This is a genomic window from Granulicoccus phenolivorans DSM 17626 = NBRC 107789 = JCM 15570, assembly GCF_000423085.1.
GTDB classification, from domain to species: Bacteria; Actinomycetota; Actinomycetes; order Propionibacteriales; family Propionibacteriaceae; genus Granulicoccus; species Granulicoccus phenolivorans.
Genome location: NZ_AUHH01000025.1, coordinates 1 through 22095, shown reverse-complemented (window position 1 = coordinate 22095; position 22095 = coordinate 1). Strand labels below are relative to the sequence as shown.

The window sequence follows — 22095 nt, the reverse complement described above, 5'->3', positions numbered from 1 at the left end:
AGAGGAGCCATCATGGCCAAGCTGATCTATTCGATGATCACCTCCCTCGACGGGTACGTCGAGGCCGCCGAGGGGGATCTGGGCTGGGATCCGGCCGACGAGCAGGTGCACAGTTTCATCGGGGACCTGTTCGCTCCGGTGCGGACCTTCCTGTACGGCCGCCGGATGTACCAGACGATGGTGTTCTGGGAGAGCGTGCAGGCCGGCCCCGATGTGCCGCCGTACATCGCGCAGTACGCCGCGGACTGGCGGGCCGCGGACAAAGTGGTGTACTCCACCACTCTGGAGTCGGTTACGAGCGCCCGGACCCGGATCGAGCGGACCTTCGATCCGGCTGCGGTGCGTGCGCTGAAGGCCCGCAGTCCCGATGACCTGTCCGTCGACGGCCCGAACCTCGCGGCCCAGGCGATCCGGGCCGGTCTCGTCGACGACTATCACGTGTTCACCACCAGCACGGTCGTCGGCGGCGGCAAGCCGTTCTTCCCCGACGGCGTACGCTTGGCCCTCGACCTGGTCGACCAGCGGTGCTTCGACAGCGGCATGCGGTACGCGCACTATCGGACCCGGTGACGATCGGCGACGGGCCGAGCCAGATGCTCGGTCGTGGGTGAGCGGCCCGGGTTCGATCAAGGCTGGTGTCGGGGAGCGAGGCCCTGTGGCGGGTGAGCGGTGCCCTGTGGCGAGGGAGCGGTGCTCCGTGTCGGGGGAGCGTCCTCCCGGTTCAATCGGCGAAGACTCGTGTCGGGGAGCGAGGCCTGCTCGGCTCGCTGGCCGGGGTAGGGCTTCGCTGGTTGGTGGGTGGCTTCGGGAGCGTGGCCCTGTGTCGGGTGAGCGATGTCCGGGGTCAAGAGGCGAAGGATCGTAGCGGGTGAGCGAGGCTCCGTGTCGGGGGAGCGTCCTCCCGGGGCAAGGGGCGAAGGCTCGTGTCGGGAAGCGAGGCCTGCTGGGCTCGCTGGCCGGGGCAAGGCTTCGCTGGTTGGTGGGTGGCTCCGGGAGCGAGGCCCTGTGGCGGGTGAGCGGTGCCCTGTGGCCGGTGAGCGAGGCCCTGCGTCGGGGGAGCGTCCTCCCGGTTCAATCGGCGAAGACTCGTGTCGGGGAGCGAGGCCTGCTCGCCTCGCTGGCCGGGGTAAGGCTTCGCTGGTTGGTGGGTGGCACGAGGCAGCGAGGCCTCGTGGCGATGGAGCGAGGCCCTGTGGCGGGTGAGCGAGGCCCCGTGGCGAAGGAGCGTGGCCCTCGTGGCGGGTGAGCGACGCCAGGTGACGATCGCAAAGACGTCGAAACCCGGAAATGCCGAAGGCTCCCCGAACCCGACGGGTTCGGAGAGCCTTCCGCGGATCGGCCGCCGGAGGAACTCCGACCGGCCGATCACCTGCGTACCGAGGAGGGGATTCGAACCCCTAAGGCCAGTTAAGGCCAGACGGGTTTGAGCCGTCCGCGTATACCGTTCCGCCACCCCGGCTCGAACGCCTGCCAAGTGTAGCGGATCCGCGCGGCCGGGACGTACCACGGCCGGATCGGTGAACCGAGGGTCCGGCGTGCTCCCCGGCATGCGGTGCCCCGCGGGTTTGGTGGCAGAATGTCCCCCGTGAGTGCAAAGACGGATTCAGGGTCCGAGTCGGACCAGAACCAGCCCAGCCGAGTTCTGGTGGCCGAGGATGAGGCATTGATCCGCCTCGATCTGGTCGAACTGCTCGAAGAGGAGGGCTACGAGGTCGTCGGGCAGGCTGCCGATGGGGAGGCCGCGATCGAGTTGGCCCGCGAGCTCGACCCCGATCTGGTCGTGATGGACATCAAGATGCCCAAGATGGACGGCCTGACCGCCGCCCAGGTGATCGCCGAGGAACGGATCGCTCCGGTCGTCATGCTCACCGCGTTCAGCCAGCGGGAATTGGTCGAGAAGGCCCGCGAGGTCGGCGCGATGGCGTACGTGGTGAAGCCGTTCGACGCCTCCGACGTGGTGCCCGCGATCGAGATTGCGATCGCCCGGTACGCCGAGATCCGCGCGGTCGAGGCCGAGGTGGAGGATCTGGCCGAACGGCTGGCTTCCCGCAAGGCGGTCGACCAGGCCAAGGCGCTGCTGCAGACCGGGCTCGGGATGAGCGAGCCGGAGGCCTTCCGGTTCATCCAGAAGACCGCGATGGACATGCGCAAGTCGATGCGCGAGGTGGCCGACGGCATCATCGCCGAAGCCGGGAAGTCACCCGCGCGCAAGTCCCGCGCGAAGAGCTGAGGTCAGCGCCGGCGCTCGCCATGGCGCCGGCGCAGCCGCCGGATCCGCCACAGCCGGCGCAGGGCCCGGCCGACCGCTGTCTCCGGCAGCCGCTCCCCCGTTGCCAGATAGTGCACCGAGGAGTCGTAGCGCAGCGTCACCGCGACCTCGTTCAGGGCCCGATCGGTCCCGGCCAGAACCAGCCGGTCGCCGACCCGCAGGTGCGTCTGGCCGTCGGGCAGCACGGTGGAGGCGTCCTGCTCGTCCTCGGTGCGCAGCAGGACCAGTGCGGCGACGCTGAGCGTACGGTCCCGGTCGGTCGGGTCCCGCAGGATGTCGCTCAGCCGAATCGGCCGGTGGGCCAGGGCCCGGACCAACGCCGGGGCTGACTCCGGCACCAGTTCCAGCGTCCAGATGGTGGGGGATTCGCCTCCCACGGCATCGAGCAGGTCGTCGCGCAGGTCCTGCGCCCAGGCCTCCGGCTGGTGCAGGGCGTACTCGATGAAGTCCCAGAACGCCGGGGCCACGATCCGGGCCATCGTCTCCCGGGAGACCAACTCGCTGGGGGAGAACACCGAGTCCGCGGCGAAGGCCTGCAGCGTCTTCGCGGTCTTGGCCGAGGTCTGGCGTACGCTGAGCCAGATTTCCGGCTTGGTCAGCCGGGCCTTGGCCGCGATCGCGAGGTTCATCACGTCGGAGTCGTCTCCCGCGACCATGCCGACCGCGTCGGAGATGTCCGGATTGATCACGTGCGGATCGACCACCCGGACATTCAGCCCGGATCGGGTGAGGTCCAGGGTGACCTCCTCGGCGAACGTGCCCCGGCCGGCCACCACCCAGGTGCCGTCGGTGAGTCCCTCGGTGGCCCGGTGCATCGGGGTTCCCGGCGGCGCGATCAGCCAGTTCACCAGCTGGTACACCGTCGGCTTCTGCAGCGCCAGCACCAGGTAGTTGCCATAGCGCTCGTACGGATTGATCACCGCCCCGGGATCGAAGTCGGCCATCCGGGACGCGATCTCCGGATCGACCGCCCGCGCGATCACCGGGATCTCCGGGCGCAGCAGGTTCACCGACATCACCACCGACAGGTTGATCGCATCCTCGGTGAGGGCCAGCACCCCCTCGCAGTTGGGGCGGCCCAGCCCGGCCATGCCCAGGAAACCGGGATCGGCGACATCCCCGACGATCGCCGGCGCGTCGACCTGCAACTGGTCGATCGCCAACTTGTCCAGCCGCGACTCATCGTGGTCGATCACCACGAACTGCCGACCCAGACCGTCCAGGTTCCGGCAGGCCAACCGGCCGGTCTCCCCGTACCCGGCCACGATCAGGAACGGCTCGGAGATGCTGCGGACCCGACGCTCGAACCGGGACACCGCGAGGGCATCGCGGAAACCCTGGTTCTGCAGCAGCCCGAACAGTGCGGTGATGGCGTACGTCCAGCCGACCACGCTCAGGTAGATCGACAGGGTCATCCACATCCGCTGCGGGTAGCTGAACGGATAGGGGATCTCGCCGAACCCGATGGTGGTCATCGTGTACGTCATCACGTAGATCGAGTCGAACAGCGTCAACCGCGCCGGTTGGCCCGCGGCGTCCTGGCCGGGCATCAACGACAGGCCCATCGTGGCGATGGTGAAGATCACCACGATCGTGATCAGCGGTGCGCGCATGCGCCGCAGCACCAGGAAGAGGGCGTCGGTGCCCTGCACCTTGGTCGGAATCGCGACCGGGATCCGACGCAGGCTGCGCCCGTCGCGCTTGCGCTGGGTCAGCAACATCCAGGGGGCGACCACGGCGACCTCAACGGCGCCGGAAGTTCAGCGTCTCGGCGATCAGCATCACGACCGAGGCGATATTGGCCAGGCACGCGCCGGTGGCCAGCGAGACCATGCTGGCGACCGCGTCCGGAGTGACCCCCTCGGCACTGACGTGCTGGGCCCAGACGAAGACCACCGCGGCCAGGATCAGCTGGATGCTGGCGACCAGCGAGGTGGCCAGGTGGATCGCGCCGATCTGGGTCTTGTCCCCGAACTTCAGGACTGTTGCGATGATGTTGACCGCCACCGCGGCGTACAACTCGTAGACGTTGTGCTGGTGCAGATCGGTCAGGTCGCCGATGACGAAACCGAAGTTGAGGGTTGCCGCCAGCAGCACGAAAAACCCGAAGACGACCTTCTCGAAGTTCACGTCTCCGACGATAAGGGACAAGTTCTGTCGGTGGCACTCGGTAGGCTCGGCGTGTGCCGACCTCGCAACCCAGCCCCACCGATGATTCGACCTCCGACGCGACCACCCGTCCGCGCCTGTTGCTGCTGGACGGGCACTCGGTGGCCTATCGCGCGTTCTACGCGCTGCCGGTGGAGAACTTCGCGACGCAGACCGGGCAGCACACCAATGCGGTGTTCGGGTTCACCTCGATGCTGATCAACGTGTTGCGCGACGAGGTGCCGACCCATGTCGGGGTTGCCTTCGACGTGTCCCGGCAGACCTTCCGCACCGAGGCCTTCCCGGAGTACAAGGCGCAGCGGTCGGCCTCGCCCGATGAGTTCCGCGGGCAGGTGTCGCTGATCAAGGAGGTGCTGGCCGCGCTCAACATCCCCGCGGTGGAACTGGAGGGCTTCGAGGCCGACGACATCATTGCCACGCTCAGCACGCAGGCGGCCGACCAGGGCATGGAGGTGTTGATCTGTTCGGGCGACCGGGATGCGATGCAACTGGTCAATCCGCAGGTGACCGTGCTGTATCCGCGCAAGGGCGTGTCCGATCTGGCCCGGATGACCCCGGATGCGGTGGCCGAGAAGTATCTGGTCCCGCCGGAGGTCTACCCCGAGCTTGCCGCGCTGGTGGGGGAGAGCAGCGACAATCTGCCCGGCGTGCCCAAGGTCGGCCCGAAGACGGCGGCCAAGTGGCTCAAGGAGTACGAGGGCCTGGACAACCTGCTCGACCACGCCGACCAGATCAAGGGGGTCGCCGGCCAGAATCTGCGGGACAACATCGAGCAGGTCCGGATGAACCGGCGGCTGAACGCGCTGGTGACCGATCTGGACCTGCCGCTGGGGCCGCAGGATCTGACCCGGCAGATGTGGGACCGGCAGGCGACCCATGAGCTCTTCGATGCCCTGGAGTTCCGGGTGCTGCGCGAGCGCCTGCTGGAGCTCACCCCCGAGGAGGCTGAGCCGGAGGGCGGTTTCGAACTGACCGGGGAGCGGCTGGCGGCCGGCACGGTCGCCGGCTGGTTGGCCGAGCATGCCCCGGCCGGAGCGGTCACCGGGGTCGACGTGCTCGGTCACTGGGGTTCGGGCACCGGGGATCCGACCGCGATCGCGTTGGCCTCGACCGACGGCGCGGCCGGCTGGGTCGATGTGACCGAGTTGGCACCGGCCGATGAGGACGCGCTGGCCGACTGGCTGGCCGATCCCGGCCGGCCGAAGGCGATGCACAGCGCGAAGGGTCCACTGCTGGCCCTGTGGGAGCGCGGGTGGGAACTGGCCGGGCTGATCAGTGACACTGAACTGGCCGCCTACATCCTGATGCCGGATCAGCGCACCTACGATCTGGCGGATCTGACCGTGCGTTACCTGAAGCGGGAACTGCGGCTGGAGGAGGACGGCGGCGCCGGCAGCGAGCCCGCGACGCTGTTCGACGACCCGGCCCACGATCCGACCCATGCCTCGGCGATGATCCGGGCCCGGGCGGTGATCGACCTGGCCGAGGCGATGCAGACCGAGTTGGCCGACCGCTCCCAGGAACATCTGCTCACCGACATCGAGCTGCCGCTGCAGCAGACGCTGGCGCGGATGGAACGCCTGGGGGTCGCGATCGACACCGACCACCTGGAGCAGTTGGAATCGCATTTCGATGCGCGGGTGACCGAGGCGGCCGACGCCGCGTACGCCGTGCTCGGCAAGGAGATCAACCTCGGTTCGCCCAAACAGTTGCAGGTCGTGCTCTTCGACGAACTCGGTCTGAAGAAGACCCGCCGGACCAAGTCGGGGTACACCACCGACGCCGCCGCCCTGCAGCAGCTGTACGCCGACACCGAGCACCCCTTCCTCGCCCACCTGCTCGCCCACCGGGACAACATCAAGTTGCGCCAGACGATCGAGGGGCTGCTCAAGGCGGTCGCCGACGACGGCCGGGTGCACACCACCTACCTGCAGACGATCGCGGCGACCGGTCGGCTGTCCAGCACCGACCCGAACCTGCAGAACATCCCGATCCGGACCGAGGAGGGCCGCCGGATCCGGGAGGCGTTCGTGCCCGGGCCGCGGTTCGAGTCGCTGATGTCGGCCGACTACTCCCAGATCGAGATGCGGCTGATGGCGCACATGTCCGGGGATGAAGGGCTGATCGAGGCGTTCCGGTCCGGCACCGACTTCCACACCGTGACCGCGTCCCGGGTCTTCGGAGTCGACCCGAGCGAGGTCACCTCCGACATGCGTTCCAAGGTGAAGGCGATGAACTACGGGCTGGCGTACGGGCAGACCGTGTGGGGGCTGCGGAACAACCTGCGGATCTCCGCGGAGGAGGCGCAGAGTCTGATGGACGGCTACTTCGAACGCTTCGGCGGAGTCCGGGAATATCTGGCCGACATCGTCAAGCAGGCCCGGCGCAGCGAATACACCGAGACGATCCTGGGCCGGCGCCGCTACCTGCCCGACCTGATGAGCTCGAACCGGCAACGCCGGGAGAACGCCGAACGGATGGCGCTGAACGCCCCGATCCAGGGCTCGGCGGCCGACGTGATCAAGGTCGCGATGCTCGATGTGGAATCGGCGCTGGCGGCCTCGGGACTGAAGTCTCGGATGTTGCTGCAGATCCACGACGAACTGCTGTTCGAGGTGGCCCCCGGCGAGGAGGAGCAGCTCGGCGAACTGGTCCACGAGAAGATGGAGAACGCCGTCGATCTGGCCGTCCCGATGGACGTTTCGATCGGCATCGGCGAGAACTGGCACGCCGCCGCGCACTGACCCGCCGGCAGTTCGACCGGCAGATTCGCCCGCGGACCGACTCGTAGCCCACGCACCGGGTCCGCACAGCAGACACACAGCTGACCACGGTTTTCTGGATCGTGTCGAAGGAGAGCACCATGACCACCCAGCAGCCGAACTCCTGGAACCCCAATCCGGCTCCCCACGGCCCCGAGCAACCGAACGACCCCCAGCACTCGGGTGCCGCCCATCCCGCTTCCCACCAGTCCGGCACGTACCCGAACGCCGGTGGCACGTACCCGAACGCCCCGCAGCAGCCGGGTTCCTATCAGGCCGCGCCGGGGACCCACCCCACCAGCGCCTTCGGAACCGGCTATGCCGGCCCCCAACAGCCGGGCCCGTACGCCCCCGCCCCGGCCGGCTCGACCCAGGTCGCGACCACCCGGCCCCGGCGCTCGAAGCGCTGGCTGGCCATCCCTGCGGTCGCCCTGCTGGCCGGTGTCCTCGGCAGCGGGATCACCCTCGCCGCGACCGATGCGCTCGGCTCCGCCCCTTCCAACAGCTCCGGTGGCACCGTCAAGGTCATCCAGGGCAACGCGGCCAACCCCGACTGGTCGGTCACCGCCGCCGCGGCGGCCCCGTCGGTCGTGTCGATCCAGGTCAGCAATGGCCGCTCCGGTGCCGAGGGCTCCGGGGTCATCCTGGACACCGAGGGCCACATCGTGACCAACAATCACGTGGTGTCCGCAGCCGGTCAGGGCGCGCAGCTCCAGGTCACCATGAATGACGCCCAGGTCCGCACCGCGACCGTCGTCGGGACCGACCCGTCGACCGACCTCGCCGTGATCAAGCTGGACAATCCGCCGGCGAACCTGTCGCCGATCAAGTTCGCCGACGTCTCGCAGTTGAAGGTCGGCGAGCCGGTGATGGCGCTGGGCAACCCGCTCGGGCTGTCCCAGACCGCGACCACCGGGATCATCTCGGCGCTGAACCGACCGGTGATCACCCAGGCCGACTCGCAGCAGGCGACCAGCACCGCGCAGCAGGCGGTCACCGACGCGATCCAGACGAACGCGGCGATCAACCCCGGCAACTCCGGCGGCGCCCTGCTGAACGCGAACGGCGAACTGATCGGGATCACCTCCTCGATCGCGACCCTCGGCGGTCAGGAGTCCGGCAACATCGGGATCGGCTTCGCCATCCCCGCCGACCAGGTGACCACGGTCACCCAGCAACTGCTGCAGGGCAAGACCCCGCAGCACACCTGGCTCGGCGTCTCGACGCGGGACGCCACCGCCCAGGCCGGGGACAGCACCACTGCCGGCGCCCAGGTGGTCCAGGTCGCCGGGAATTCGCCGGCGGCGCAGGCCGGGCTGACCGGCGGGGACACCATCACCGCGATCGACGGAAAGTCGGTCGGGTCCGCCGAAGCGCTGATGGCCCAGATCCGCAGCTACAAGGTGGGCCAGGAGGTCACCCTGACCATCGTGCGCAACGGCCAGCAGAGCCAGGTGAAGGTCACCCTCGCCGCCGCGACCAACTGAGCGGGCAGACCGCAGCCGGTGCCGCGCGGGTCTAGCATGACGCCATGGCTATTCAAGGGACCTGGGTTCCGGGCGCGAATCCGCGGGCGACCGCACAGGTGGAACAGATCCAGCAGACCGGGACGACCGACGGGATCACCTTCGGCGGCAAGCCGGTGGTGCTGCTCACGATGCTCGGCCGATCCGGCAAGGTCCGCAAGGTGCCGCTGATGCGGGTCGAGCATGACGGGAAGTACGCCGTGGTTGCCTCCAAGGGCGGCGCCCCCGATCATCCGCAGTGGTACGACAACCTGGTGGCGAACCCCGATCTGGACCTGCAGGACGGAACCGAGATCGGCTCCTTCCGGGCCCGGGAGCTCTCCGGGCCCGAGCGGGAGGTGTGGTGGGAGCGGTGCGTGAGTGCCTACCCGCCCTACCTCGAGTACACCGCGAAGACCGACCGGGTGTTCCCGGTGCTCCTGCTGGAGCCCGTTTCGGACTGACCGGCTCGGTCGGGCGGCTGCTCCGGCCCGCTGATCAGCCCTGCGGGGTCCAGCGCAGGACCAGGTGTTCCGACCGCTCCCCGGGCCCGGCAACGCCGCTGCGCAGGGCGGCCAGGATCCGGTCGTCCCCGTCGTCACGACACAGGTCGACTGTGCTCGGCAACAGCACCGGTTTGCGGAACCAGACGGTGTGCGTACCGACGCCCTGGACCCGCGGACCGAGTGCCGCCAGCGTCCGGGCCGAGGTCCACATGCCGTGCGCGACCGTACGCCGGAACCCCATCGCCTTCGCCGACCACGGATGCAGGTGGATCGGGTTCACATCCCCCGACAGCACCGCGTAACGGCGGCCGAGATCGGCGGGCAGATCCCAGCGAGCGGTGGCCCGGGTCGGCCCGGCCGGGGGACGCTCCGGCGCCTCCACCCCGGCGGCCGGTGGTTCCGGGTGCTCACTGCGGGCCAGATAGGTGCTGGTTTCCGACCACACGGTGTCGTCCCCGATCGCCAAGCGGGCCCACACCTCGACGGTCCGGCCCTTCGGATGCGGGGCCAGCCGGGCCGTTCCCGCGGTCAGCGTCCATTCCTGGCCGGCCGTCAGGGGAGCCAGCACCCGGACCTCGTTGCGCACGTGCAGCATGCCCGGCAGCCGGAGCGGGAAGTCCGGTCCGGCCATCAGCCGGGTCTGCAGCGGAAAGGCCAGCAGGTGCGGATAGGTCGGCGGCACCAGATCGGAGACCGGCCAGCCGCACAGCCGCTGGTACGCGGCCAGGTGGGCCCGGTCCACGGTGACCCCGGTACGCAGCAGGCTGCGCTCGATCAGCGTCGTCGGCCGCCGGACCGGCCGCAGCGCCCGGGCGAACTCCCGGGTCAGGTTCGGCTCCTCCGAGATCGGGGTGGGTTCGGTCATCAGGCCCCCATCAGATTCTGCCCACACACCCGCAGCGTCTGCCCGGACACCGCGGCTTGGGCCGGCTGGGCCAACCAGGCGATCACCTCGGCCACATCGATCGGCAGACCGCCCTGCTGCAGCGAACTCATCCGGCGCGCGACCTCCCGATTCACCGCCGGCATCGCCGCGGTCATCTCGGTCTCGATCATTCCGGGGGCGACCGCGTTGACGGTGATCTGATCGGCGGCGACCCGGGGGGCCAGCGTACGCACCAGGGCGATCAGCCCGGCCTTGGACAGGGCGTAGTTCGTCTGGCCGCGATTACCGCCGATCCCGCTCTGGGAGGACAGGCAGATGATCCGGCCACCGTGGTTCAGGCCGAGCCGACCGCCGGCGTCCCCGCCGAGGAAGACCCGGTTCATCTGCGCGATCGCGCTGAGATTGACCGCGAGCACCTGGTCCCACTGCTTCTTGTCCATATTGACGAACAGCTTGTCCCGGGTGATGCCGGCGTTGTGCACCACGATGTCGAGGCCGTTGTGCCGCTCCCGGGCCAGGGTGAGGATCCGCTGCCCGGCGTCGGGGGCGGTGACATCGAGGGCGAGCGCGGTGCCGCGGACCGCGTTCATCACCTCGGAGAGGGCGTCCTGGGCGGTCGGCACGTCGACGCCGATCACGGTCGCGCCGTCGCGGGCCAGCGTACGCACGATCGCCGCGCCGATCCCGCGGGCGGCCCCGGTGACCACGGCCACCTTGCCGCGCAACGGCTGATCCAGCGACGGGTTCTTCGACGGCGCGGTCGCATCCACCCGGACCGTCTGCCCGTCCACGTACGCCGAACGCCCGGACAGGAAGAACTCCACCGCGTGCCGGACCGCCGGCGCGTTCGGTTCCTCCGGGCCCTGCACCAGGTTCGCGGTGGCGCCGGAGCGCAGTTCCTTGCCCAGGCTGCGGACGAACCCGTCCAGCCCCTGCTGGGTCGCCGCGGCCAGCGGATCGCTCAACTGCGTCGGATCGGTGCCCAGGACGATCACCCGGGCATTGGTCGCCAGGCGCCTCACCGCGGGCGAGCCCAGGGCGTACAGGGCAGCCAGGTCGCGGGGGGTCCGGGCGGCGGAGAAGTCCAGGATCAGCCCACCCAGTTTGTCAGCGGACTCATCCAGGGTGCGGTGGTGGGTGATTCCGCGCTCGGTGAGCAGGTCGGCGACCGCCGGCAGGTATGGCGTGGTCGCCCCACCCAGCAGCGGCACCGGGGAGTCGCACAGCGGGGCATGACTGACATAGCGACGCAGCGGGGTCGGGATCGGCAAACCGAGCGTCTTGGTGAGGTTCTGGCCCAGCGAACTGGACAGGAACTTCGACAGGGGATCGGCGGGGACGCTGCCCCGCGGGATGCGTGCGATGCTCACTCAGGCCTCCACGATGGCTGCGATGCCCTGCCCGCCGGCAGCGCAGATGGTGATCAGGGCGCGACGTCCGCCCCGGGCGTGCAGTTCCTTGGCCGTCCCGGCGAGAATCCGGGCCCCGGTGGCGCCGAAGGGATGGCCGGTCGCCAGGGAGGAACCGTTGACGTTCAGTTTGGTCCGGTCGATCGATCCCAGCGGCGCGGACAGCCCGAGGCGGGTCCGGCAGAACTCGGGGGATTCCCACGCCTTCAGGATCGTCACCACGGTCGCGGCGAACGCCTCGTGGATCTCATAGAGATCGAAGTCCTGCAGGGTCAACCCGTTGCGCTGCAGCAGCGTCGCGGTCGCGTACGCCGGGGCCATCAGCAGCCCCTCATCGCCGGAGACGAAATCGACCGCGGCGGTCTGGGCGTCGGCCAGATAGGCCAGCGGCTTGAACCGGTGCTCGGCGGCCCACTCCGGGCTGGCCAGCAGTACCGTGGCCGCGCCGTCGGTGAGCGGGGTGGAGTTGCCGGCGGTCATCGACGGGTCCGGCAGGTCGGTGCCGAAGACCGGTTTGAGCGAGGCGAGCTTCTCCACCGTCGAGTCGGCCCGCAGATTGTTGTCCCTGGTCAGGCCGAGGTAAGGGGTGAGCAGGTCATCGAAGAAGCCCCGCTCGTACGCCGCGGCCAGGTGCTGGTGACTGGCGGCGGCGATCTCGTCCTGCTCCGCGCGGGTGATGCCCCAGTCCTCGACGGTGCGGGCCATGTGTTCGCCCATCGACAGGCCGGTGCGCGGTTCGCTGACCGAGGGCAGCAGCGGGGCGACCTGATTGGGGCGCAGACCCGAGAGGGCCCGGAGCCGTTCGCCGGGTGTCTTGGCCCGGTTGAGCCCGAGCAGGACCTGCCGCAGTCCCTCGCTGACCGCGATCGGGGCGTCGGAGGTCGAGTCGACACCCCCGGCGATACCCACCTGCGCCTGACCCAGCCGGATCTTGTTCCCCAGCAGCACCGCGGCCTCCAGGCTGGTCGCGCAGGCCTGCTGCACGTCATAGGTCGGGGTCCGCGGGTCCAGCGCGGTCCCCAGCACGGCCTCCCGGGTCAGGTTGAAGTCGGCGCTGTGCTTCACCACGGCCCCGGCGACCACCTCGTCGAGGCGCTGACCGGCCAGCCCGAAGCGGGCGATCAGCCCGTCCAGGGCGGCGATCAGCATGTCCTGGTTGCTCGCCCGGGCGTACGCCCCGTGGGCCCGGGCGAAGGGGATCCGATTGCCGCCGAGAATCGCGGCGCGGGGTCCGGGGGAGTTGGTCATCGGGAACTCCTGGCTGCTGGTGTGAGCACGGTTGATGCCCAATCTACCGCGCTCGGACCGGCACCGTACCCTTGGGTAACCCTCGGTTCTGAGGGCCGTGCGAGAGCCTGGTGGCATGGTCAGCAAGCGCCGCCATCGGGCGGCGCGGCCCGGTCCGGGGGCCCGGGTTGACCCTGCTTGGATGCCCTCGGTACGCTGGTAGGGCGTTTGGGTCTGCGTACTTCCGGACAGAGTGAAGTGCGCGTGTGGTTTGTCGGCGGTCGGTACGGAAGTCTGGTTTCGGCTCATCACGAGGCCGAATGCGTTCCACCACTCACATCCACCATCGGAGCCCTACTACATGACGTCCTCCCTTGAGGCTGCCCCGCAGGTTGCAGTCGACGACCTGGGTTCGCCCGAAGCCTTCCTTGAGGCTATCGACAAGACCATCAAGTATTTCAATGACGGCGACATCGTCACCGGTACCGTCGTCAAGGTTGATCGGGACGAAGTCCTGCTCGACATCGGTTACAAGACCGAAGGTGTCATTCCTTCCAAGGAACTCTCCATCAAGCACGATGTGGACCCGTTCGACGTGGTCCAGGTCGGCGATGAGATCGAGGCCCTGGTTCAGCAGAAGGAAGACAAAGAGGGTCGCCTGATCCTGTCCAAGAAGCGGGCTCAGTACGAGCGCGCCTGGGGCACGATCGAGAAGATCAAGGAAGAGGACGGCGTCGTCACCGGTCAGGTGATCGAGGTGGTCAAGGGCGGCCTGATCGTGGACATCGGTCTGCGTGGCTTCCTGCCCGCCTCCCTGGTCGAGATGCGTCGCGTCCGTGACCTGCAGCCCTACGTCGGCATGGAGCTGGACGCCAAGATCATCGAGCTCGACAAGAACCGCAACAATGTGGTCCTGTCGCGGCGGGCGTGGCTGGAGCAGACCCAGTCCGAGGTGCGGCACAACTTCCTCAACCAGCTCCAGAAGGGCCAGATCCGCAAGGGTGTGGTCTCCTCGATCGTCAACTTCGGCGCCTTCGTCGATCTGGGCGGCGTGGACGGCCTGGTGCACGTCTCCGAGCTGTCCTGGAAGCACATCGATCACCCCTCCGAGGTGGTCGAGGTCGGCGACGAGGTCACCGTCGAGGTGCTCGATGTGGACATGGAGCGCGAGCGCGTGTCGCTGTCGCTGAAGGCGACCCAGGAAGATCCGTGGCAGGCCTTCGCCCGCCTGCACCAGATCGGTCAGATCGTCCCGGGCAAGGTCACCAAGCTGGTTCCGTTCGGTGCGTTCGTCCGCGTCGAGGAGGGCATCGAGGGCCTGGTGCACGTCTCCGAGCTGGCCGAGCGCCACGTGGAGATCCCCGAGCAGGTCGTCGCCGTCAACGACGAGGTCATGGTCAAGATCATCGACATCGACTTGGAGCGCCGCCGGATCTCGCTGTCGCTCAAGCAGGCGAACGAGGGTGTCGACGTGGCCGCCGACGACTTCGATCCGACGCTGTACGGCATGACCGCGTCCTACGACGACGAGGGCAACTACCTCTACCCCGAGGGCTTCGATCCGGAGACCCAGGAGTGGAAGGAAGGCTACGAGGAGCAGCGCCTGGCCTGGGAGCAGCAGTACGCCGAGGCGCACGCCCGCTGGGAGGCGCACAAGAAGCAGGTCGAGGAGGCCGAGGCTGCCGAACAGGCTGCTCCGGCGGACGCGACCTCGTACTCCGCCGCTCCGGAGGCCGCGCCGGCCACCGAGGGCTCGCTGGCCTCCGACGAGGCGCTGCAGGCCCTGCGCGACAAGCTCACCGGTGGTAACTGACCGGCGTCGCACAGCGAACAAGCACTGAACGGAGCCCCCGCCAGCACGGCGGGGGCTCCGTTCGCTTTGTGGCGGCTCGGCGGCGCAGAGCGAATCTGTGCGTGTGCCAAAGGCTCCCTGAGAGGTGGTGCGCATCGTTCCCTCGCGCCGCCACGGATGCTTAGATGCCTTTCGGGAGGCAAATATCCCCCTCCGCAAGGGGGCCGGATCCCGGGTCACCCCGGGTCACGAAGGAGAGCATCTTGGAATGCCCGCGTTGCGGGGCCGCTCTACCCGAAGTCGCGCACTTCTGCCACCGCTGTGGTCAGGATCTGCGGACCCCGGACGAGGCCCGCAAGAAGTCGTTTGCTGTCAAGCCCGATGAGCCGGTGGCGTCGTTCGCCCTCGTCTCCACCATCATGCCGCGGGGGGTCGGGCAGGGCCCGCAGACCTACCGGCTGGCCCTGACCATCGCCCTGGTGGCGACCCTGGCCGCCGCCATCTTCGGGGCGCTGCCGATTGCCATCCTGCTGGCCGCGTTCTCGATGCCGCTGGTCTACATCGTCTACGTCTACGACGTGAACCAGTGGGAGGACGAACCGATCCCGGTCACGATCCTCGCCTTCCTGCTCACCGGCGTACTGGCGGCGGGATTCCTGCTGCTGGTCCGGCGATTGTTCCCCGAGCAGGCACTCGTCGGGCTGACCGACGCCGGCCCCACGGTCACCGGGATTCTGATCTGGGCGCTGCTGGTCCCGGTCGTGGGTGAGGTGATCCGGCAGATCGGGCCGCTCATCCTGGCCAGCCGGCCGCAGTTCGATGACCTGATGGACGGGCTCACCTTCGGGGTCATCTCCGGGGTCGCTTTCGCCAGTGCCGACACGCTCGTGCGCTACTGGGACCTGCTCACCGCCGGGAACGTCGGCCAGTTGGATCCGGGCGTCTGGGCGCCGCTGATCTTCCTGGAGGGCTTCGTCAAGCCGGTGCTGATGGGCACCGCGACCGGGCTGGCCTGTGCCGAATTCTCCGGCCTGGGCGAGGGGTATGACGGCTTCAGCGGGCGCTACTTCCGCGGCCTCGGCGAGGCCATCCTCGCCAACATCGTCTACGGCGGCGGCATCTATCTGCTCAAGTTCATCGGGAACCCGACCCTCGAGGTGATCCTGCAACTGGTTCTGGCGCTGATCATCGTGGGCATCCTCGTACTGCGGATCCGCAATGTGCTGCACGCCGGCCTGATGGAGGCGGCGATGGAGGCGGCGGCCCGCCAGGGGGTCGGCGATTCCGCCGGCGTCGGCGCCACCGGCCACCTCGGCTTCTGTGCGCGCTGTGAAATGCCGCTGCTCGAGGGCTCGGCGTTCTGCACCTCATGTGGGGCAGCCACCCGCACTGCCGGGCCCGCCCGGGGCGGATCGGCTGCCGTGCCGGTGCCGGCACCGGCAGCGCCGAGTGCGGAAGCGACCGAGACCGTCGACCCGACGCGGGAACAGGAGGAAGGGCGATGAGCGGTCAGTATCCGGGCCAGGGCGGCTTCCCCGGCGGTGGATCGGGTGAGTACGGGCCGCAGGGTGGCTATCCGCAGCAGGGTGGGGGCTATCCCCAGGGTGGCTTCCCGCCGCAACAGCCCCCGCCCCAGCAGCCCCCGCCGCAGCAGCCCCCGCCGCAGCAGGCTCCGGCCGGTCAGCCGGGTGGGTATCCGGGGGCCGGCGGGTTCTCCGGGCAGCCGGGGCAGCCGGGTCAGCCGGGGCAGCCGGGTGGTTATCCGGGCCAGGCCGGTGGTTTCGGGGGTCCGCAGCAGCCCGGGGCGTACGGGGGGCCGGCGTACGGGGGACCGGGGTACGGGGGCGGTCAGCCGCCCCCACCGAAGTCGAAGAAGAAGCTGATGTTGATCGTGATCGGTGGCCTGGTGCTGCTGATCGCGGTCGGCGGGATTCTGCTCGCGGTCAACATGGGCAAGAAGGAGACCCCGCTCGTCGGTCCGCCGGCGACCCCCACGGCGGCTCCGCCGACGCAGACCACCGGGCCGACCGGACAGCCCACGACCGCACCGACCGGGAGCACTGGGCCGACTGCGGCCCCGACCAATCAGCCCACCAACCAGCCCACCGGGCAGCAGACTCAGTCGTCCGGTGATGAGGTCCCCCTGGGCAACGGGCTCAAAGGGAAGGCACCGGCCGGGTGGACGGTGAAGCAGTCCAGCGGCACCACCATGACCATGTTCAACAGCCGAGGGGACGGCATGGTGATGGGGGGTGGGACCATCAAGGACTCGCCGCGGGAGGCCGCAGAGTATATTCGCGACGGCATCCTCGCCAAGGGATCCAATGCGGCCACCCAGCCCAGCGACTCCCCCCAGGTAGCTTCCGGTTTCAGCGCCGCGCGGTCGATCGGGACCGTGGTGTCCTCGGGTAAAAAGGTTGCGGTGGTGGTCATCGTGATCAAGCGGGATTCCGACAACAATGGTCTCACCGCCCTGCTGATCGCGCCGCCGGACAACCTCGACGACCAGCTCAGCAGTGACTTCGACGAAGCGATCAACTACGTGTATCGCCAGTTGCAGTGACATCCGGTCACCTGTGGGGTGAACGACGAGGCCTTCCCCGGGACGGGGGAGGCCTCGTGTCGGTTCCGCGTGCTAGAACAGTGCCATGCTCGAAGTGGGACTGACCGGTGGTATCGGATCCGGCAAGACGACCGTGGCGGATCTGTGGGCCCGGCGTGGCGCGGTGCTGATCGACGCCGACCTGGTTGCCCGGGAGGTCGTGGAGCCCGGTACGCCGGGGCTGGCGGCGATTGCCGAGCGCTTCGGCGCCGACATCCTGCGCGCCGACGGGACGCTGAACCGGCCCGCGCTGGGGCAGGTCGTCTTCCACGACGATGTTGCTCGCGCCGATCTGGAGGAGATCACCCATCCGGCGATCCGGGCCCGAGTGGCCGACCTGACCCGCGCGGCCGCCGAGCGGGACCCCGGCGCCATCGTGATCCTCGTCAACCCCCTGTTGGTCGAGATGGGCCAGGCCGACCAGTTCGACGTGGTCGTGGTCGTGGATGTCACCCCCGAGGTCCAACTGCAGCGGGTGATGGGCCGCGACCGGTTCACCGCGGAGCAGGCGCAGGCGCGGATCCGGGCCCAGGCCACCCGGGACCAGCGCCTGGCGGTCGCCGACTACGTGATCGACAACTCCGGCACCCTTGAGCAACTGCAGGCCGACGCCGATCGGGTGTGGCAGGAACTGCAGGAGCGATCCGTGGCCCGCCGGCCCTGACCGAGTCGACCCGGGGAGGTCTGCCGTGGAATGTCCGCAGTGTGCGGCGCGCCTGCCCGAGGTGGCGCACTTCTGTCACCGGTGCGGTCGCGACATGCGTACCGCCGACCTGGCCCGGCAGCGCTCGTTCGCCGTCAAGCCCGATGAGGCGGTGGCCTCCTTCGCACTGATCTCCTCGGTGATGCCGCGCGGGATCGCCCGACCGCGCACCTATCGGGCGGCGCTGCTGATCGCGGTCGGCGCGGCGCTGGTGGCCGCGCTCCTCGGGCTGCTGCCGGTCGCGGTCCTGCTGGCCGCACTGGGGGTGCCGCTGGTCTACATCGTCTACGTCTACGACGTGAACCTGTGGGAGGACGAACCGATCTGGGTGAGCGCGCTGGCCTTCCTGCTGACCGGGGTGCTCGGCGCGGCGCTGCTGGTGGCGGTGCGGACCTGGGGGCCGGAACCGACGCTGGAACAGTTGCCGGTAGCCGGTGGGCCGAGCGTGGTCGGGTTCCTCACCGCGGCGCTGCTGGTGCCCGTGCTCGGGGAGATCGTGCGGCAGATCGGCCCGCTCATCCTGGCCAGTCGACCCCGGTTCGACGACCTGATGGACGGCCTCACCTTCGGCATCATCTCCGGGGTGGCGTACTCCGCGGCGGACACGATCGTGCGGCACTGGTCGGAGATCACCGGCGGCCTGGTGGTGCCGGTGGATCCGCTCACCTGGATCCCGTTGATCTTCCTCGAAGGCCTGGTGAAACCGCTGCTGATCGGCACCGCCACCGGGATCGCCTGCGCCGAATTCGCCGGTCTGGGGACCGGCTACGACGGGTTCACGCTGCGCTATCTGCGGGGCCTGGTGGAGGCGATCGGGGCGAACGTCGCCTTCGGTGCGGCGATGTACCTGCTCGGCTTCGTGACCCAGCCCGCGTTGCGGGTCGGGCTGCAGTTGGTGTGCGGCGCGGTGATCCTGGCGATCCTGATCATCCGGGTGCGTACCGTCCTGCATGTGGGGCTGATGGAGGCGGCGCTGGAGCATGCCGCGCGCCGTGGGGTCGGCACGTCGGTACCGGTCGGGGCCACCGGGGACCTGCAGGTCTGCCGCCGCTGCGAGATGCCGCTGCTGAGCGACGCCGAGTTCTGTACCGCCTGTGGTACGGCGGTGCAGGTATGGCTCGGGCACGGCCAACGATGAGCGGGTTCCGGCCGCCGCCCGAGCGTACGCACCAGGTGGCTGCGGCGACGACGGTACGCCGACCCCCGTCGAATGCGCGGCTGATCGGTCTGGTCGTCGGCGGCCTGGCGCTGATCACCGCGCTGGCGGTGGTCCTCGGCCTGGCCCTGGCCGGACAGCGCGCCGTCGCGGGAACGCCGACCCAGCTGACCCCGACCACGGTGAAACCCTCCGGGGAACCGGTGGGCCTGGCCCGCGGCGTGGTGATCCACCTCTCGCCCGGCTGGCAGGTCAAGGAGAGTCAGTCCGGCACCGTGGTGCTCACCGACGCGGACAACAATCTGATCGTCTTCGCCGCCGAGACCGACGTGGTGCCCGAGACCCGGGTGGTCGAACTGGTCGAGGGAGCCTTTCGGGGTGCCTCCCAGGTCCGGTTCGAACCCACCGGACCGATCACCGGTCGGGACGGTTTTCCCTCGGCCAGCGCGGCCGGGGAGGGATCGGTCACCGGGGGCGGGGGCTCCGGCCGGGTCACCGTCCGGGCCGCGGTGGTGCGGCGCGACAGCGACGCCGTCGGCTTCTCCGGAGTCCTGATCACCCCGACCCGGCGCTACTCGGAATCCGTGAACGGCCAGTTCACCCAGATGCTCAACACCGGGTACGTCAACCTCCAGCAGAGCTGAGCGGACAGAATCTGTCAGGAGCCCCGCGTACGCTGGCAGCTATGCGACCAGTTGAGGAAGTGCAGCGGACCCTGGCCCCGCTGAAGGTGCATGCCGATTACGAGCCGTCGGGCGACCAGCCCGCCGCGATCGCCGAATTGGAGCGCCGGATCAACGCCGGGGAACAGGACGTGGTGCTGCTCGGCGCGACCGGCACCGGCAAGACGGCCACGGTTGCCTGGCTGGCCGAGCGGTTGCAGCGACCGATGCTGGTGATGCAGCCCAACAAGACCCTGGCCGCCCAGTTCGCCAATGAGTTGCGCAACTTCTTCCCCGACAACGCGGTGGAGTATTTCGTCTCCTATTACGACTATTACCAGCCCGAGGCGTATGTCCCGCAGACCGATACCTACATCGAGAAGGACTCCTCGCTGAACGAGGAGGTCGAGCGGCTGCGGCACAAGGCGACCTATTCGTTGTTGACCCGGCGGGACGTGATCGTGGTCGCGACGGTGTCGGCGATCTACGGTCTGGGTACGCCGACCGAGTGGGTCAACCAGATGATTCCGCTGCGGGTGGGGCAGGAGATCGACCGTGACGCGCTGCTGCGCCAGCTGGTCAACATCCAGTACGCCCGCAACGATCTGGCCACCGACCGCGGCACCTTCCGGGTCCGCGGGGACACCCTGGAGGTGTTCCCGATGTATGAGGAGCTCGCCTGGCGGGTGGAGTTCTTCGGCGACGAGATCGAGGCGCTGTCGACGCTGCAACCGCTGACCGGGGAAGTGGTTTCGGAGGATCAGGAGATGTTCATCTTCCCGGCCAGCCACTACGCGGCCTCCAACGATCGGATGGAGCACGCCGTGGTCGGGATCGAGCAGGAACTGGAGCAGCGGCTGGGGCAACTGGAGGGGCAGAACAAGCTCCTCGAGGCGCAGCGGCTGCGGATGCGGACCACCTACGACCTGGAGATGATGCGCCAGATCGGCACCTGTTCGGGGATCGAGAACTACTCCCGGCACATCGACGGTCGCGCGGCCGGCTCACCCCCGAACTGTCTGCTGGACTACTTCCCCGAGGACTTCGTGCTCGTGGTCGACGAGTCGCATGTCACGGTGCCGCAGATCGGTGGCATGTTCGAGGGGGACATGTCCCGCAAACGGACCCTGGTCGAGCACGGTTTCCGGCTGCCCAGCGCGATGGACAACCGGCCGCTGAAGTTCGAGGAGTTCACCGAGCGGATCGGGCAGACGGTCTATCTGTCCGCGACCCCGGGCAACTACGAGATGGCGCGGACGAACGGGGTGGTGCAGCAGATCATCCGCCCGACCGGCCTGGTCGATCCCGAGATCGTGATCAAGCCGACCAAGGGCCAGATCGACGACCTGATCGGCGAGATCCGGACCCGGGTCGAGCGCAACGAACGCGTTCTGGTGACCACACTGACCAAGAAGATGGCCGAGGACCTCACCGACTACCTGGTGGAGAACGGTGTCCGCACGCGCTACCTGCACTCCGAGGTGGACACCCTCAAGCGGATCGAGCTGCTGCGGGAGTTGCGGATGGGGGAGTACGACGTGCTCGTCGGCATCAACCTGCTGCGCGAGGGCCTCGACCTGCCCGAGGTCTCCCTGGTGGCGATCCTCGACGCCGACAAGGAGGGTTTCCTGCGTTCGGATCGGTCCCTGATCCAGACGATCGGCCGGGCGGCCCGTAACGTGGCCGGTCAGGTCCACATGTACGCCGACAAGATCACCCCGTCGATGGCGGCGGCGATCGACGAGACGAACCGGCGCCGCGACATCCAGGTGGCGTACAACAAGGAGCACGGGATCGACCCGCAACCCCTGCGCAAGCGGATCTCCGACCTCAACGACATGTTGGCCGCCGAGGAGGCCGACACCGCGGCGCTGATGGCGAAGTCCCGGTTCAACAAGCGCTCCACCGAACCGGTGCCGCATCACGCCGGCGCCGAAGTCGGGACGCACACCGCAGACCTGGCCACCCTGCCGGCCAACGAACTGGCCACCCTGATCGAGGACCTGACCGCGCAGATGCGGCAGGCCGCCACCGAATTGCAGTTCGAGGTAGCCGCCCGGCTGCGCGACGAGATCGCCGAACTGAAACGGGAACTGCGCCAGATGACCGAAGCCACCAAGTAGCGGCGGCGCTGGTCAGGCGGCTGCCTGTTGCTCCCGGGCGGGGGTCGGGTGGGCGATGGTGCCGTGGGGGGTGACGGTGTATTGGAAGCCGGCCGGTGAGGTCCATTGGTAGAGGCCGGGTTCGGGTTGGTCGAGTCGCCAGCCGGCGTGGGTTTTGGCGCGATGGGCTTTCCGGCTCAGGGGTGCGGTGTTGGCCAGGCTGGTTTGCCCGGCCCCGGCCGGGGCCTGGTGATCGAACGGGATCGTGTGGTCCAGGTCGCAGTACCGGCTGGAGATCCCCGAGAACGGGAACACACAGGACGGGTTGCGCGCCTCCTGGATCCG

17 protein-coding genes, 1 tRNA gene and 1 pseudogene are annotated in these 22095 nt (G+C 68.9%); 12 read left to right on the top strand and 7 right to left on the bottom strand.

The window, feature by feature from the left end; genetic code table 11:
• Positions 1–12 precede the first annotated feature (12 nt).
• A complete protein-coding gene (locus G531_RS0111170; protein WP_026927323.1) occupies positions 13–570 on the top strand; it encodes a dihydrofolate reductase family protein in 558 nt (185 codons plus the stop codon).
• An 804-nt stretch (positions 571–1374) separates the two neighbouring features.
• On the opposite strand, the gene G531_RS0111165 is transcribed toward G531_RS0111170, so the two are convergent.
• Positions 1375–1459, bottom strand: a tRNA-Leu gene (locus G531_RS0111165).
• Between the two features lie 117 nt (positions 1460–1576).
• Here G531_RS0111165 and G531_RS0111160 point away from each other — a divergent pair.
• Positions 1577–2230, top strand: a complete 654-nt coding sequence (locus tag G531_RS0111160) for an ANTAR domain-containing response regulator (protein ID WP_026927322.1) — start codon at positions 1577–1579, stop codon at positions 2228–2230.
• 2 nt (positions 2231–2232) lie between these two features.
• On the opposite strand, the gene G531_RS21985 is transcribed toward G531_RS0111160, so the two are convergent.
• Positions 2233–4005 (bottom strand): NAD-binding protein, encoded by a 1773-nt coding sequence (locus tag G531_RS21985; RefSeq protein ID WP_051215370.1) that lies wholly within the window; start codon positions 4003–4005, stop codon positions 2233–2235.
• A 7-nt stretch (positions 4006–4012) separates the two neighbouring features.
• Positions 4013–4399, bottom strand: a complete 387-nt coding sequence (locus G531_RS0111150; protein ID WP_026927321.1) for a DUF6394 family protein — start codon at positions 4397–4399, stop codon at positions 4013–4015.
• A 53-nt stretch (positions 4400–4452) separates the two neighbouring features.
• On the opposite strand from G531_RS0111150, the gene polA reads away from it, so the two are divergent.
• The 3 genes from polA (at position 4453) to G531_RS0111135 (ending at position 9169) form a co-directional block, all read left to right on the top strand.
• Entirely contained in the window at positions 4453–7182 is a 2730-nt protein-coding gene (polA, locus tag G531_RS0111145; protein WP_026927320.1) for a DNA polymerase I, read from the top strand.
• A 119-nt stretch (positions 7183–7301) separates the two neighbouring features.
• On the top strand, positions 7302–8687 hold the full coding sequence (locus G531_RS21980; RefSeq protein WP_051215369.1) for a trypsin-like peptidase domain-containing protein: 1386 nt from the start codon (positions 7302–7304) through the stop codon (positions 8685–8687).
• A 44-nt stretch (positions 8688–8731) separates the two neighbouring features.
• Positions 8732–9169 carry a nitroreductase family deazaflavin-dependent oxidoreductase gene (locus G531_RS0111135; RefSeq protein WP_026927319.1) on the top strand — a complete coding sequence of 146 codons (438 nt, stop codon included), beginning with the start codon at positions 8732–8734 and terminating at the stop codon, positions 9167–9169.
• Positions 9170–9203: 34 nt separating this feature from the next.
• Here the strand turns inward: G531_RS0111135 and G531_RS0111130 are convergent, their stop codons facing one another.
• The 3 genes from G531_RS0111130 to G531_RS0111120 are packed head-to-tail and all read right to left on the bottom strand — an operon-like array spanning position 9204 to position 12754.
• Entirely contained in the window at positions 9204–10076 is an 873-nt protein-coding gene (locus G531_RS0111130; protein ID WP_026927318.1) for a MaoC family dehydratase, read from the bottom strand.
• Positions 10076–11467 carry a 3-oxoacyl-ACP reductase gene (locus G531_RS0111125; protein WP_245630494.1) on the bottom strand — a complete coding sequence of 464 codons (1392 nt, stop codon included), beginning with the start codon at positions 11465–11467 and terminating at the stop codon, positions 10076–10078. Before G531_RS0111125 ends, G531_RS0111130 begins: the two co-directional genes overlap by 1 nt.
• Complete coding sequence (locus G531_RS0111120; protein ID WP_026927316.1) at positions 11468–12754, bottom strand: acetyl-CoA C-acetyltransferase; 1287 nt, start codon at positions 12752–12754, stop codon at positions 11468–11470.
• Positions 12755–13094: 340 nt separating this feature from the next.
• On the opposite strand from G531_RS0111120, the gene rpsA reads away from it, so the two are divergent.
• The 7 genes from rpsA (at position 13095) to uvrB (ending at position 21771) form a co-directional block, all read left to right on the top strand.
• Positions 13095–14546 carry a 30S ribosomal protein S1 gene (gene rpsA, locus G531_RS0111115; RefSeq protein ID WP_026927315.1) on the top strand — a complete coding sequence of 484 codons (1452 nt, stop codon included), beginning with the start codon at positions 13095–13097 and terminating at the stop codon, positions 14544–14546.
• 242 nt (positions 14547–14788) lie between these two features.
• A complete protein-coding gene (locus G531_RS0111110; RefSeq protein WP_026927314.1) occupies positions 14789–16030 on the top strand; it encodes a PrsW family intramembrane metalloprotease in 1242 nt (413 codons plus the stop codon).
• A complete protein-coding gene (locus G531_RS24625) occupies positions 16027–17088 on the top strand; it encodes a hypothetical protein (RefSeq protein ID WP_026927313.1) in 1062 nt (353 codons plus the stop codon). The genes G531_RS0111110 and G531_RS24625 overlap by 4 nt, the downstream gene beginning before the upstream one ends.
• Positions 17089–17173: 85 nt before the next feature.
• Positions 17174–17791: a dephospho-CoA kinase gene (gene coaE / locus G531_RS0111100; protein ID WP_026927312.1), complete on the top strand. Its 618-nt coding sequence runs from the start codon at positions 17174–17176 to the stop codon at positions 17789–17791.
• A gap of 94 nt (positions 17792–17885) precedes the next feature.
• Positions 17886–18968 (top strand): PrsW family intramembrane metalloprotease, encoded by a 1083-nt coding sequence (locus tag G531_RS21970; protein ID WP_051215368.1) that lies wholly within the window; start codon positions 17886–17888, stop codon positions 18966–18968.
• Complete coding sequence (locus tag G531_RS26120) at positions 18965–19630, top strand: hypothetical protein (protein ID WP_026927311.1); 666 nt, start codon at positions 18965–18967, stop codon at positions 19628–19630. Before G531_RS21970 ends, G531_RS26120 begins: the two co-directional genes overlap by 4 nt.
• Positions 19631–19671: 41 nt before the next feature.
• Positions 19672–21771 (top strand): excinuclease ABC subunit UvrB, encoded by a 2100-nt coding sequence (gene uvrB, locus G531_RS0111085; protein WP_026927310.1) that lies wholly within the window; start codon positions 19672–19674, stop codon positions 21769–21771.
• 12 nt (positions 21772–21783) lie between these two features.
• Here uvrB and G531_RS26115 read toward each other — a convergent pair.
• Positions 21784–22095: pseudogene (locus G531_RS26115) on the bottom strand (HNH endonuclease); the annotation flags it as partial.

Coding starts and splice junctions, on each gene's coding strand:
- G531_RS0111170 (WP_026927323.1), top strand. CDS start 13: ATGGCCAAGCTGATCTATTCGATGATCACCTCCCTCGACGGGTACGTC.
- G531_RS0111160 (WP_026927322.1), top strand. CDS start 1,577: ATGTCCCCCGTGAGTGCAAAGACGGATTCAGGGTCCGAGTCGGACCAG.
- G531_RS21980 (WP_051215369.1), top strand. CDS start 7,302: ATGACCACCCAGCAGCCGAACTCCTGGAACCCCAATCCGGCTCCCCAC.
- G531_RS0111135 (WP_026927319.1), top strand. CDS start 8,732: ATGGCTATTCAAGGGACCTGGGTTCCGGGCGCGAATCCGCGGGCGACC.
- G531_RS0111130 (WP_026927318.1), bottom strand. CDS start 10,076: ATGACCGAACCCACCCCGATCTCGGAGGAGCCGAACCTGACCCGGGAG.
- G531_RS0111120 (WP_026927316.1), bottom strand. CDS start 12,754: ATGACCAACTCCCCCGGACCCCGCGCCGCGATTCTCGGCGGCAATCGG.
- rpsA (WP_026927315.1), top strand. CDS start 13,095: ATGACGTCCTCCCTTGAGGCTGCCCCGCAGGTTGCAGTCGACGACCTG.
- G531_RS24625 (WP_026927313.1), top strand. CDS start 16,027: ATGAGCGGTCAGTATCCGGGCCAGGGCGGCTTCCCCGGCGGTGGATCG.
- coaE (WP_026927312.1), top strand. CDS start 17,174: ATGCTCGAAGTGGGACTGACCGGTGGTATCGGATCCGGCAAGACGACC.
- G531_RS21970 (WP_051215368.1), top strand. CDS start 17,886: ATGCGTACCGCCGACCTGGCCCGGCAGCGCTCGTTCGCCGTCAAGCCC.
- G531_RS26120 (WP_026927311.1), top strand. CDS start 18,965: ATGAGCGGGTTCCGGCCGCCGCCCGAGCGTACGCACCAGGTGGCTGCG.
- uvrB (WP_026927310.1), top strand. CDS start 19,672: ATGCGACCAGTTGAGGAAGTGCAGCGGACCCTGGCCCCGCTGAAGGTG.